We start from the raw sequence: 13351 nt of genomic DNA on the forward strand, positions 1-13351 counted from the left end.
ATTAAGGAAAGTTACATGCCGATCATGCCACATTTGAAGCCCGAAAACTACGTGTCCCGTGATGGTTGCGGTTTAAATTCAAAATCAAAATCAAAACCCTGGGGGCAATCCCCAGACCCCTTTTTTCTTTCAATAATTTTCCAGGGGGGGGGGGGACGCTCAAATGGGCTGGATCACGAGGCCATCGCGCAATTTGGGTTCGAACCAGGTCGATTTGGGTGGCATGACCTCATTGGCATCGGCGACCTGCATCAATTCTTCCAGGGAAGTCGGAAAGAGGGAAAAACCGGCGGCCATTGCATTGGCTTCGACATGGGCCACCAGTCCATCCATGCCACGGATTCCCCCGACAAAATCGATGCGCGGGTCCCGCCGCGGATCATGAATGCCCAGGACGGGTTCCAGGAGAAAACGGCTGAGCAGAGAAACGTCAAGGCGATCCTGGGGGGGAATATCGGCGGCAGGGCGGAATGCGGAGTCGAGTTTAAGATGAAACCAACCTCGCTGTCGCAGATACAGTCCAAAGGTTGCCTTGGCTACGGGCCTGACCGGTGAAGGGGCCGGACGAACGCGGAATTGCTGGCTGATGGTTTCAAGAAAGCGCTCGGGTGAATGCCCGTTAAGATCGCGAACAACCCGGTTGTAATCCATGATCCGAACCTGGTCGGAGGGAAACAGGACGGAAAGGAATCGGTTGACCGGGGCCTCGTCGGGGGGGGGATTGGGGTTGTTATTGTGGGCACTTTGACAAACCCGGGCCGCAGCGGCAGAACGGTGGTGGCCATCGGCGATGTAGACCGGATCGAGGGTTTCGAACGCAGTCACCAGGTCCAGGATGCGTTGCGGGTCGAAAACCCGCCAGAAGGCATGCCCGATTCCATCCGCCGCCGTGAAATCATACAAAAGTTCCGCCGTCGCCAGGGCCGATGCAATCGCTTTCCCCACGACCGGCTGCGGACGATGGATCAGAAACACCGGCCCGGTATGCGCCTTGAGGGCCTCGGCCAGACGGGTTCGGTCTTCCTCCTTGTCGGGGCGGGTGAATTCATGTTTCTTGATGCGCCCCGAACGATAGGCTGCCACCGATGCCGCCGCCACCAATCCCAACTGTTCCCGTCCAGCCATCCGGAGCCGGTAAAGGTACAGGGACGGCGTTTCCTCCCGCAGGAGCAGACCGGAGGAGATCATCCGATCCAGACGACGCCGGGCTTCTTGATAGACCCGGGGATCACCGGTTTCTACCTCATCAGGAAGATTGATTTCCGCCTTGGTGACATGAAGGATCGAATGGGGATGCCCGGCGGCCAGGGCCTGGGCTTCCTTGCGGTTGATGACATCATAGGGGGGGGCGGACAGGGTTGCGGCAAGCGCTGGCGGCGGTCGCAGGCCGGAAAAAGGTTGAATGAGTTTCACCGCTTGCCCTCCTTTTGCCTGGCGATGGCATCCCGCAGAGATTGTTCCATCTTTTCAAGTGCCGCCGTCAATTGTAAAAACCGTTCCCTTGCCGGGCCCAGTTGGCCCGATTGCCCGATTTGTTCCAGGGTGAAGGCCAGTTGATAGACCTCGTTGTCCTTGCCAAAGGCGCCCGTCGCTCCCTTGAGACTGTGTGACGCTTCGCGAACTTCCAGGGGATCGATGCGTTCGATGCCGTGATGGATTCGTTGCAACTGTTGCGGCGCATCGGTGAAATACAGATCCGTGACTTCCTCCAGGAGCTGCCAATCACCTTCAACGGTCGCCAACAGATGTTGCAAGATCGTCATCGTTTCCATCCTTGCACGGGATCGTTCATGAACGGTAGCCAGAAAACGGCAATGGCGTTTTTCACCGGGTCCAGGCCCGGGATCAGAAATGTTTGATGAAGGCTTCCACCTTGCGGAAGGAACGCTCCAGCCGGTTGGTGGTTTCCATCACCTTGGCCCAATCGGGAACCTGGGCAGCATTTTCCGCCACGCGCGACAATTGCGCCAGGGAATTCGCCCCCATGTTGGAACTTGCCTCGCGCAACTCCTCCGCCGCCTCGGTCAAGGCGGCGACGCTCTTGGAACGCGATGCCTCGCGCAGACGACCGATCAGGGCAGTGGCGGCAGGGAGAAATTCATGCAACAGTTCGCGGATCGCCTGATCGTTGGGTCCCATCAGTTGTCGCAGATGGTTGATATCAACGGCGGGCGCGACCTGGGGCCCCTTGGGAATCCAGAACTTGAGTTTCTCCCGCAGCGTGCTGGGGGAGACGGGCTTGCTCATGTAATCGTCCATCCCCGCGTTCAGACAACGTTCCCGATCACCCTTCATGGCGTTGGCGGTCATGGCGATGATCGGAACGTGGCCGGAATTCGACCGGTCCAGGCGACGGATGGCATGGGTGGCCTCGAAGCCATCCATGACCGGCATCTGACAATCCATGAGAATCAGGGCATAAGGGGCACGGGTCACCGCTTCGACCGCATCCTTGCCATTGGTGACCGCATGAGCGGCATAACCCAGTTTTTTCAGTTGTAGCAGGGTCACCTTCTGGTTGACGATATTGTCCTCGGCAAGAAGAATCAGTTTTCCCGATTCGATCTCTTCCAGGGTATCGGTTTCCTCGGAATGTTTTTCGGACGGCTCATTGTCGGCGACGGCGAGGATGCGTGGTTTGGCGGCGGAGGGGTTGCGCAGCTCCACCAGCTCATCGACCCAATCGGACTTCCTGACCGGCTTGCTCATGACCGATTCGAATCCGGCATCCAGCAATGACACCTTGAATTCCCGATCATCTCCGTGGAGGAGCCCGATCAGATGGGGCATCGTGGCATAATGTTCCTCGGCCAAATGGTGTGGAATGGCGCGTGGATCGATGTCGCTCAGGCGTGACGAGACGATGACAAAATCCAATGGCGTTTCCTGGGCCATTTCCTGGCGAATGGCCTGGAACCCTTCCCGCCACGTCTGTTTCAGTGTGACACGAATGCCCCAGGAGGAAAAGTATTCTTTCAAAAATTCCTGATCGGTGGGAACATCGGAAATGACAACCGCCCGGGCGCCGCGAAGAGGGGCAAGATTCAACTGGCCCGCTTTCCCCATGGCTTCGGGATCGGACAGTTTGAAGGGGATGCGAATCCAGAAGGTCGATCCTTTTCCTTCTTCACTTTCGACGCCGATGGTTCCCGACATCAATTCCGTCAGCCGCTTGCTGATGGCAAGCCCAAGGCCGGTTCCTCCGTATTTGCGCGTCGTATCGCCATCCGCCTGAATGAACGGCTCGAACAGCCGGTCCCGTCCCTGCTTGGAAAGACCAATGCCGGTATCCTCGACCATGAAACGGACCACCGCCCGGTCGGGAGAATCGGTTTCCATGCGCGCCTTGACGGTGATGCTCCCCTTCTCGGTAAACTTGACGGCGTTGGAGATCAGGTTCAGCAGCATCTGCCGCAACCGCCCCGGATCGCCTCGGAGCGTTTGGGGAATTTTTGGCGAAACGAAGGTTTCCAGGACCAAACCCTTCTGACCTGTCTGCCCCGCCATCAATTCCGCCGACCCCTCGATGACGGTCACTGGCGAAAAATCGATCTCCTCGATATCGATCTTTCCCGCCTCGATCTTGGAGAAATCCAGAATGTCGTTGATCAGTGACAAGAGCGATTTGGACGATTCCCGGACGATCGAGGCGAATTCGTATTGTTCGCTGTTGAGCGGGGTATCCATCAGAAGATCGTTCATGCCGACGATGGCATTCATCGGGGTACGGATTTCATGGCTCATGTTTGCCAGAAAGACCGACTTCATGCGCGAACTTTCCATCGCCTCCTTGCGGTGTTGTTCGAGCGACGACTGGGCCTGTCGTGTCAGGGTGTGGTCGCGGAACACGCAGACCGCGCCAACGACATCGTCGTTGCGTCTGAGCGGAGAGGTGACATGGGACACGGGAAGAAAGGTGTTGTCCTTTTTGATGAAATGATCATCGTCGCGACGGAAAGGCCGTCCCAGAAGTCCTTGATGGACCGGGCAATCCTCACTGCGCAAATGGGTGCCATCCGGTTTTCTCGAATGAATGACCTCATGGACGAAGCGGTTGATCAGTTCTTCCTCCTTCCAGCCCAGGAGTTTTTCCGCCTCCCGATTCATCAGGATCAATCGGGCATCCCGATCCATGGCGTAGACGCCTTCACCCATGCATTGGAAAATCTGTCGCAGAAAGTCGCGGCTTGTCTGGATTCGTTCGCTCTCAAGGACCCGTTGGGTGATGTCGGTGGCCACAAGGATGAATTGATAGGGCCGACCCGACTCCGTCAACAACGGAACGACGGTGCCATCGAGCCAGAAGTGCCCCCCATTCTTGTTGCGTCCACGAATTTCTCCACGCCAGATCTTTCCCTGAGCGATGTTGCGCCACATCTCCTGGAAAAAGGCTTTCGGTTGCAGTCCCGAATCAAGGATTTTGGGGTGTTTTCCGACCAATTCCTCCGCGGAATAGAGGGTCGTCTCGCAGGTTTTGTGGTTGACCCGGGCGATCAAGCCGTCCGACTGGGTGACAATGACCAGGTTATGAGCGTCCAGACCGATCTGGACCTGTTCCAGGCGGGCGAGCGATTCCTGATAGGAACGGGTTTTTTCCGCCATCAGGTTTCCCATGCGCTCTCTTTCGGTGATGTCGCGCAGGATGCCCTCGATGGCGGTTTTGCGTCCCTTTTTGTTTCGGACCACCTTGGCGGTCATGGAGACGGGAATCTGTTTTCCCTTGTTGCACACCAGGACCAGGCCAAAATCGTTGACCTGGTCGGTCTTGTCCAGGAGTTCAAGAAGTTCCCGGAAATAATCTCCGGAGGCGCACAGACCTTCGAGCCCGCGGGCCTTGACTTCGGCGGGGCTCATTCCCAGGAGTTTGGTACATGATGGGCTGATGAATTCAAGGTGCCCGCGTGTATCCATGCGATAATAGACATCCTCGATAAACGTGCAGATCGATTCATAGTGCAGGATGTCACGTTGAACCGATTCGGTGTGAAGCCGTTCCAGGGTGACATCACGGACCAGGATGAGGGTATCGCGGGTATCGGCTTTGAACAGATGGGGGTGCCCGGAAAAATCGATGACGAATACGCGGCGTTTGGTGTCGGGGTCACCCTTGGGCATGGGAAGGGAAACCTCGATGGAACCCAGTTGTTGCCCCAGACCACAGGTGGGGCAGAGGGTTACCGGAAAGGGGGGAATGCGACTGCCGAACCTGGACCACCAGGATTGCAGTCCACCCCAGGCCTCGGTCAGTTCGTTCATGGCGCCGCCGGCAAAGGCGAGGGTGTCGTCTTCACCGAGCAGGGCAAAACCACTGCGTGCCTGGTAGCCGATTTGAACCGACAGGGCTTTATCCATCGGTGCCATCAAACCTGAATTGGAGTGGATGCCTCAAATCCCAGACCCTGGGATCGGCAGTGGGACCGACCTCGTTTGCCACAACGATTCACCCCTTCATGAATGGTGGCATTCAGGCGAAGCGAATTCCCGAAAGCGACACCATAAAACACCCGACCCTCCGAAGTACAGACCTGATTCATTCTTTTTCAGGAGCGACAACAGGATCATCGCTCCTCCATCGAAGCCTCCTGCCGCATCCGTTGAAAAAAATGATTCGTCGCCGCCGCGAATCCTTCCAGGCTGCCGCAGTCGAAGCGCTGTCCCTTGAACTGATAACCCAGGACCATTTTTTTCTTGGCCTGAACGTTGAGGGCATCGGTGATTTGTATCTCGCCGTTTCGTCCCGGAGGTATGGTGCGCAGGTTATCGAAGATGTCGGGTGTCAGAATGTAACGGCCAATGATGGCATGATTGGATGGACTTTCATTGGCGGGGGGTTTTTCGACCATCGATTCCACAATGAACAGGCCCTCTTCCAACTGTTTGCCCGAAATGATTCCGTATTTTTCGGTTTCTTCGGGGGGGACCTCCTCGACGGCAACGATGGAACACTGGTACTTGAGGAACACATCAAGCATCTGTGAAAGAACAGGTTTGTCTTCGCCGATGCAAAGATCATCCGCCAGAATGACACCAAACGGTTGCGTACCAATCAGGGTTTCTCCGGTCAGGATGGCGTCACCCAGACCGCGCATCTGTATCTGACGGGTATAGGAAAAGGTGCAGGTTTGCATCAGTTTCCTGATTTCCTTGAGGTTTTCCTCGGCCTTGGTGCCGCTGATCTGATCTTCGAGTTCGTAGGTCCGGTCAAAATGATCCTCGATCGCCCGTTTGCTGCGTCCGGTCACGAAGGCGATCTGTCGCATTCCCGCCTCCATCGCCTCCTGTACCCCGTATTGAATCAAGGGCTTGTTGACGATCGGCATCATTTCCTTGGGCATCGCCTTGGTTGCCGGAAGAAAACGGGTACCGTATCCGGCGACGGGAAAAAGACATTTTTCGATCATGGTACACCTTGAGTTACAATCTTCGGGAGGGGCTCGGCCTGGACTATCCCAGACCGATGTTCTTGAACTTCCGGTGCAAGGCGGAACGCTCCATGCCGATCGCCTCGGCAGTCCGGGATATGTTGTTTTCGTTGCGCTCCAGATGGGTCTTCAGGTAGATCCGCTCGAATCCCTGGCGCGCCTCGCGCAGGGAACCGATTTCCAGAAGCGCCTCCCAGGGCGTCGATGCGGGTGAAACGCTTCGCTTGTGGATGAATTCCGGCAGATCCTCGGGTTCGATGATCGAACCGGGGGCCATGATCATCAATCGTTCCACCAGATTTTTCAACTCACGAACATTCCCCGGCCAGTGATACCCCATCAGACACTTCAGGGACGCCTCCGAGAAGGCTCGATCCCGGGGCAGGCTTTCCCTCTGCTGCTGCATGAAATGATCGACCAACAGTGGCACGTCTTCCAGCCGTTCGCGAAGGGGGGGGATGAACAGAGGGATGACATCGAGTCGATAGTACAGATCCTGGCGGAAACGCCCTTCGGCAATCTCCACTTCCAGGTCCTTGTTCGATGCCGTGATCACCCGGACATCGACGTCAATGGGATGGCGTCCATCGACGCGGTGAAACCTCTGCTCCTGAAGAACCCGGACAATCTTCGATTGGGTCCTCGGCGACATGTCGCCGATGGCATCCAGAAACAGGGTACCGCCATGGGCCTGTTCGAATCGACCGGGCCGAATGTTGGGCGGTTGGGCAAGTCCTCCTTCTTCCTGTCCAAAAAGCTCGACCTCAATCCGCTCCTCGGGAATGGCCGCGGAATTGAGCGGTATGAAGGGTCCCTGATGCCTCCGGGATTGTCCATGGATCTGACGTGCCGCGACCTCCTTGCCAACGCCATTCTCCCCCGTGATCAATACCCAGCCATCGGTAGGCGCCAGACGCTTGATCTGATCCCGAAGCAACTCCATCCCACGGGATTTTCCCAACAGTGGCGGGACAGTCTTCATCCGCGCCTTGAGATCGCGGTTTTCCCGTACCAGTTCCCACTCCCGAATCGCCCGGTCCAACAGCAGCAAAACCCGATCCAGTGACAGCGGTTTTTCCAGAAAATCATAGGCCCCTTCCTTGGTGGCGCTCACCGCGGTATCGATGGTGCCATGGCCCGACATCATGATGACAGGAATTCCGCCATTCACTCCATCGATGATCGGTTGCGAACGGATCCGCCGAAGGGTTTGGATACCATCGATGCCATCCATCCAGATGTCCAGAAGAACTGCCGACAAAGGTTCCCGGGCGATCACCTCCAACCCTTGTTCCCCCGATTCCGCCTCGAAGACCTGATAATTTTCATCCTCCAGGATTCCCTTGAGGCTGATGCGAATCGGTTGTTCGTCATCGACGATTAGAATTCTATGGCTCATGTCGCCTGTCTTGCCTCGATCGTTTCAGGTTTGGCCTCCTGGGGTGCTCCGGGTCCGGCATGATCGAGCGGCAGCTTGATTTCGACCAGAACTCCGTGCCATTCCGATTCCTTCAGGCGGATCGTTCCACCATGGTCTTCGATGATCTTCCTGACAATGGCCAACCCCAACCCCGTTCCCTTTTTCTTGGTGGTAAAATAGGGTTCGAAGACCCGATCCCGGTCCTGGGCGGGGATTCCAATGCCATTGTCGGCAATCTCCAGCGAAATCCGCCCGCTGCGCTCCAACAGATGGGTGGACAGGGACAGAATGGGTGGTGACGTCCCTTCACGGGTGGCGGCAATGGCGTTGGCGATCAGATTGGTGACCACCTGTTTGATCTGCCCTGGATCATGGGGAATCCGGTTGATGCGTTCATCGAAGGAAATACGCACTTCCATCGCTGTCAGCGCTTCGGCATGCAAAATCAATGCCTCTCTTATGGATGCGTGAATCTCATGGTCATGCAGGCGCGGGCGGGGCAGCCTGGAAAACGTGGAAAATTCGTTGACCAACACCCGAAGCTCCTCGACCTGCTGGATGATGGTGTTGGTGCCCTCGTCCAGGATTTTCAAATCGATTTCGGTCGAACCAGGATTTTTCATGTATTTCCTGCGAATCCTCTGCGCCCAGAGTTGAATCGGGGTCAGGGGGTTCTTGATTTCGTGGGCGATGCGGCGGGCGACTTCGCTCCAGGCCGAGGTGCGCTGCGCGACCAGGACATCGGTGATGTCGTCAAAGGTGGTGATGAATCCCCGGCTTTCACCCAGATGATCTTCGAGCAGGGTGATCCGGGCCAGAAGGGTCATCGGTTTGTTCTCTCCCTGGATGGCGATCTGGATTCCCGGAAGGCTCGGTTCTCCGGGAACGGGTGGGGGAAGGGGGATCGAACGGTCCTTCTGTTCTTTCAGGAATCGATGCAATGGCTCCAGGAAGGCCTCGGGCATGACTTCATCCAAGGCGCGACCGATCGCCTCCACGGGATCCACGGCCAGCAGTTTGGCCGCGGTCGGGTTCATCAGTGTCACCTTGTGGTGTTGATCGACGCTGATCACCCCGGAGGAAATGTTGTGGACGATGGCGGCCATGAACCGGCGTCGCTCTTCCAGGAGTGCGTTGGTATTCTGGAGTTCATCCCTGTTTTCACTCAGTTTGCGGATCATCGCGTTGAACGCGGTCATCAGGGTGGCCAATTCGTCGTCGCCACCGATGGCCAGATTGACCGACAAATCTCCCTGGGCCACTTTTCGCGTCCCGATGACCAGCTCGGTGATGGGGTCGGTCAAACTGTTGGCAATGCCAAAGCCCGACCAGATGGCGGCCAGCAACAGCAGCATCGTGATCAATACCAGCGTGACGGTGTGGTTGGCCTTGAGCAACTCATGGGTCGCCCGCAATTGTTTGTAATGAGTATAGGTCGATTCGATCGTCTCCATTTGACCCAGAATCTGGCGATCGATCCAGTGTCCGGTGGAGAGGAACAATTCCTCTCCCAGCGGCACGAAGGCGCGTACCCGGTCTCCCACGTCATTGGTCGTCATGAGCGCTTTGTTTGACCCTTCACTGAGCGACGACAGGTCGGGGATGGGGTCGAAGGGCAGTTCCCCCGCCCGGGCCAGTCGGGCGCCGTCGGCACGAAGAATGGCGATTTCGTCCAGACCTCGGGCCTGACGTTCGATCTCAAGCTGCGCCACCGCCGCTTCCGCGCCCCCCAGCGATAACGATGTCGTTACCCGACGATTGCGGACGATGGATTCGGCATCATGGCGGACGGTGCGCTGGTTTTCATGATAATAGGCCCGCGCAACTTCCAGCGAACTTTCCAGGGCCAGTGAAATGCGGTCGGAAAACCAGGAATCGACGCCGCGGTTGAGAAAATTGAGCGAAAGAATCGCAATCACCAGGGTCGGCAACAGCGACAGCAGCACAAACATCGAAACCATCCTCAGGCGCAGTTTCGAGCCGGCACGACGTTGATAATGATCCTGCCACAACCGGAACACCTTGCGAAACACCAATACGCCCAACACCAGTGCCAGAAACAAATTCAGATACAACAGCACCAGAAAAAAAAGACTGTATTCCCCGGCAACCGTCGCCGACCCACGCAGTCCCTGGGCCGTGACCATGGTGATGGCGATGACCACCAACAGCAACAGGCTCCAGACCCAGCGTTTTCTCCCTTTTTCCGCGGATGACTTCATGGCGCTTGAAACCAGGCTATTTTTTCATGAATGACAGGGGGACTCATGGTCAATATCCGGTTCAGGACGCCCAGAACCCAGGACATTCCTTGATGCTCCACCGAAAAACCAACGTTTAGATAATATCGATGGTCCCTGGGAAGACCAACCGTGGACCCGATGAAAATATATCGGGGGAATCCGATGAAACTCATGGCCTCATCCTCATCGGCGGTATACTGCAAACGTTTCTGTGGCAATTCCGTCATTTCGAAGCGTTGGGTGATGAGCCGCAACCGCAGTCGCCGGTGAACGACCTGCTGGCTCAGCCGCCGATCGAAAAACCAATCCTGGGCGCGATAAAATTCGATCCGGTAGGTGGCTTGAACCGGCTCTCCATGATCCATTTCCCGAAGCAGTTGGTCGAGGTATTCCGGTTGCAGGCGAATGGTGGCATAAAGCGCGTTCCCCTGCTGGAAAACGCTGGCCTCGGCGATGGGGTTGTCCGCAGTGCTTTCGGTGGAGACAAAATTACAGCCGTGGAGAAAAATCAGCCCGACGAAGGCGGCGACAACAAAGCCCTGGATCATGAAATGCACAGGGTGATCGAAGGGATGTTCGGAAAAACGTCCAGAGCCCCACCCGGGAAGGGAACGGCCCTTCCCGGGTGGGTTCCCGGGCAAGCCCCGGAATGTCCGGAGTATGTACCATCCGCCGTCATGTTCTCATGCCGTCAGGGCAAAGGCGGGCTGTTCGGCGGAAGGGGCGATGGGGTAGGGGAGTGGGTCCGCTACTTTCTTTCCGGGGTGCGCCTCGACAAACTCCCAGGCATCCTTCCGTTGCAGCAGTTTTTTCAACAAATGATTATTCATGGCATGGCCCGAACGAACCCCCTTGAAGTGTCCCATGATGGGATGACCCAACAGGTACAGATCGCCGATGGCATCAATGATCTTATGGCGAACAAATTCTTTTTCATAACGCAGCCCGCCATCGTTGAGAATGCGAAAATCACCGATGACGATGGCATTGTCGAGGGATCCTCCCTTGGCCAGACCATTGGCGCGCAAGGTTTCAAGATCCTTGAGGAAACCGAAGGTGCGGGCGCGGCTGACATCCTTGATGAAGGTTGTTTCGGTGATGTCGAGGCTCACCCCCTGCTTGGACAGAAGCGGATGTTCGAAATCGATCGTGAAACTGACCCGGAAATGGTCACACGGTTCGAAGGAAACCTTCTTCTCCTGCGATGAGACGGAAATGGGGCGCTTGATGCGAATCCATTTTTTGGGAAGAGACTGTTCCACAACGCCGGCGCATTGAATCAGGAAGACGAACGGAGCGGCGCTGCCATCCATGATCGGGACCTCGGGTCCATCCAGATCGACATAGGCGTTGTCCACCCCCAACCCGACGAAGGCGGCCAACAGGTGCTCGACCGTGGACACCTGAACGCCGTCGGCGTTGGCGATGGTAGAGCACAAGCGGGTGTCGGTGACATTCTTGACCAGGGCCGGAATCAGGGCGCCTTTCATATCGGTGCGGTGAAAAACGATTCCCGTGTTTTCCGGCGCCGGGCGCAACGACAGATAGACCTTTTTTCCCCCGTGAAGTCCGATTCCCGTGCAGCGAATGGAATTCTTGAGCGTTCTTTGAAAGTACATGCGGTGTTTTCCTTAAAAAAAACGATTCCAGGAACGTGGAACCGGTTTCCCAGTGAGGCCGTCAACATTCCGACTGCGTCGTTCACTTCCAATCGAAAGGTTGTCACCCAAGCCCAGTCTTGTGGCCCCGTATGTCCCTTCTGTTGCACTCATTATGCCAAGTCAGGAAAAACTCTTTATTTGAACCCATCGGCAATCAATACTGTCAAAACAATGCCATCCAGGCGATCATCCCGATCCTTCACCCGAAGCAGAGCCGGTAAAGCACGACGGAAAACCATCAGGTGCCTGAAGATTGCGCGAAAGTTGACTTCTATTTCGTCAAGAATTTGTCAATGGCCTTAATTTTGACAGACTTGTCTGTCATCAAGTTACCATTTTCTCACTAAATGACATTGACGAACAGGATAAGTCAAGGGTTCATTTTTAATCGGGCTGTTGTCGCCTGATATAGGTCGGGACATCGAAGGCATCTTCGTTGTTGATCTGGTCGAGACTGCGGTTGAACTCTTCCCGATCGACCAGAGTGCGCCGTTTGACGACTCCGGGACGGGGCGCGGGGGGGCGTTCGTGAAGGTCGTGGGGCATGTCGTTGGAGGCCTGGGGATGGAGTCCGGCGCTTCGAACCGGCTGTAGTTTCTTGACGACCGTTTCCTTGACGTGTTGTTTTGTCGATTCGACCTCTTCCGCGCCACCGATGCCGGTGGCGACGACCGTCACCCGGACCGTGTCCTCCATGGAATCATCGAGGACCGCGCCAAAAACAATGTTGGCATCCTCATGGGCCATGTCGCGGACGATCGAGGCGGCATCGTCCACCTCCTGCAAGGTCAGGTTGTAACCTCCGGTGATGTTGATCAGCACTCCGCGTGCCCCATGGATGGAGACATCATCCAGAAGGGGGCTGGAAATGGCGTTGGTGGCGGCATCGGCGGCCCGCTTGTCTCCAGAACCCTGGGCTGCCCCCATCATCGCCTGTCCCATCTCATCCATGATGGTGCGGACATCGGCAAAATCGACGTTGATCAGACCGGGTACCGTGATCAGGTCGGTGATGCCGCGAACCGCCTGTTGCAGGACGTCGTCCGCCTTGCGGAAGGCATCAAGAATGGTGGTGTTCTTGCCGACGACGGAGAGCAGTTTCTGGTTGGGAATGGTGATGACGGTATCGACGTGGCGTCTCAACTCGGCCAGTCCATCCTCGGCGAATCGGAGACGGCGTTTTCCTTCGAAACCGAACGGCTTGGTGACCACGGCGACGGTCAGGACCCCCATTTCCTTGGCGATCGAGGCGATGATCGGGGCGGCCCCGGTCCCGGTTCCGCCGCCCATTCCGGCGGTGATGAACACCATGTCCGATCCTTGGAGCACATCCCGAATCTGATCGCGACTTTCCTCGGCAGCCTTCATGCCGACCTCCGGCTTGGCTCCGGCCCCAAGACCCCGGGTCACGTTTTCGCCGATCTGGATCCGAATGGCGGCTTTGCTTCGTGCCAGGGCCTGGGCGTCGGTGTTGGCAACGATGAACTCCACTCCGTCCAAACCGGAGTCGATCATGTTGTTGATGGCGTTGCCCCCGCCGCCACCCACACCCACAACCCTGATGCGCGCATCCATCGTCTCTTTGGTTTCAAATTCGATTGCCAT

At 56.7% G+C, this 13351-nt stretch carries 9 protein-coding genes; all 9 read right to left on the reverse strand.

The genetic code is table 11. The annotated features are described in order from the left end of the window. Positions 1-159: 159 nt before the first annotated feature. A complete protein-coding gene (locus tag HQL76_12700; GenBank protein ID MBF0110024.1) occupies positions 160-1413 on the reverse strand; it encodes a DUF1015 domain-containing protein in 1254 nt (417 codons plus the stop codon). Beyond that, complete coding sequence (locus HQL76_12705; GenBank protein ID MBF0110025.1) at positions 1410-1763, reverse strand: Hpt domain-containing protein; 354 nt, start codon at positions 1761-1763, stop codon at positions 1410-1412. Before HQL76_12705 ends, HQL76_12700 begins: the two co-directional genes overlap by 4 nt. Before the next feature lie 82 nt (positions 1764-1845). Next, positions 1846-5352: a PAS domain S-box protein gene (locus HQL76_12710; protein MBF0110026.1), complete on the reverse strand. Its 3507-nt coding sequence runs from the start codon at positions 5350-5352 to the stop codon at positions 1846-1848. 206 nt (positions 5353-5558) lie between these two features. Beyond that, entirely contained in the window at positions 5559-6401 is an 843-nt protein-coding gene (gene galU / locus HQL76_12715) for a UTP--glucose-1-phosphate uridylyltransferase GalU (protein MBF0110027.1), read from the reverse strand. Between the two features lie 43 nt (positions 6402-6444). Then, positions 6445-7821 (reverse strand): sigma-54-dependent Fis family transcriptional regulator, encoded by a 1377-nt coding sequence (locus tag HQL76_12720; protein MBF0110028.1) that lies wholly within the window; start codon positions 7819-7821, stop codon positions 6445-6447. Next, positions 7818-10064 carry a HAMP domain-containing protein gene (locus tag HQL76_12725; GenBank protein ID MBF0110029.1) on the reverse strand — a complete coding sequence of 749 codons (2247 nt, stop codon included), beginning with the start codon at positions 10062-10064 and terminating at the stop codon, positions 7818-7820. The genes HQL76_12720 and HQL76_12725 overlap by 4 nt, the downstream gene beginning before the upstream one ends. After that, positions 10061-10633 carry a DUF4390 domain-containing protein gene (locus HQL76_12730; GenBank protein ID MBF0110030.1) on the reverse strand — a complete coding sequence of 191 codons (573 nt, stop codon included), beginning with the start codon at positions 10631-10633 and terminating at the stop codon, positions 10061-10063. The genes HQL76_12725 and HQL76_12730 overlap by 4 nt, the downstream gene beginning before the upstream one ends. Positions 10634-10768: 135 nt before the next feature. After that, positions 10769-11704 (reverse strand): UDP-3-O-acyl-N-acetylglucosamine deacetylase, encoded by a 936-nt coding sequence (locus HQL76_12735; protein ID MBF0110031.1) that lies wholly within the window; start codon positions 11702-11704, stop codon positions 10769-10771. Between the two features lie 426 nt (positions 11705-12130). Further along, a complete protein-coding gene (gene ftsZ / locus HQL76_12740) occupies positions 12131-13351 on the reverse strand; it encodes a cell division protein FtsZ (GenBank protein ID MBF0110032.1) in 1221 nt (406 codons plus the stop codon).

This window comes from Magnetococcales bacterium (genome assembly GCA_015228815.1).
GTDB lineage: Bacteria > Pseudomonadota > Magnetococcia > Magnetococcales > UBA8363 > UBA8363.

Bases quoted from the DNA above. Each gene is read 5' to 3' on its own strand.
- ftsZ (MBF0110032.1), bottom strand. From the start codon at position 13,351: ATGGCAATCGAATTTGAAACCAAAGAGACGATGGATGCGCGCATCAGG.
- HQL76_12730 (MBF0110030.1), bottom strand. From the start codon at position 10,633: ATGATCCAGGGCTTTGTTGTCGCCGCCTTCGTCGGGCTGATTTTTCTC.
- HQL76_12710 (MBF0110026.1), bottom strand. From the start codon at position 5,352: ATGGATAAAGCCCTGTCGGTTCAAATCGGCTACCAGGCACGCAGTGGT.
- HQL76_12735 (MBF0110031.1), bottom strand. From the start codon at position 11,704: ATGTACTTTCAAAGAACGCTCAAGAATTCCATTCGCTGCACGGGAATC.
- HQL76_12705 (MBF0110025.1), bottom strand. From the start codon at position 1,763: ATGACGATCTTGCAACATCTGTTGGCGACCGTTGAAGGTGATTGGCAG.
- HQL76_12725 (MBF0110029.1), bottom strand. From the start codon at position 10,064: ATGAAGTCATCCGCGGAAAAAGGGAGAAAACGCTGGGTCTGGAGCCTG.
- HQL76_12720 (MBF0110028.1), bottom strand. From the start codon at position 7,821: ATGAGCCATAGAATTCTAATCGTCGATGACGAACAACCGATTCGCATC.
- galU (MBF0110027.1), bottom strand. From the start codon at position 6,401: ATGATCGAAAAATGTCTTTTTCCCGTCGCCGGATACGGTACCCGTTTT.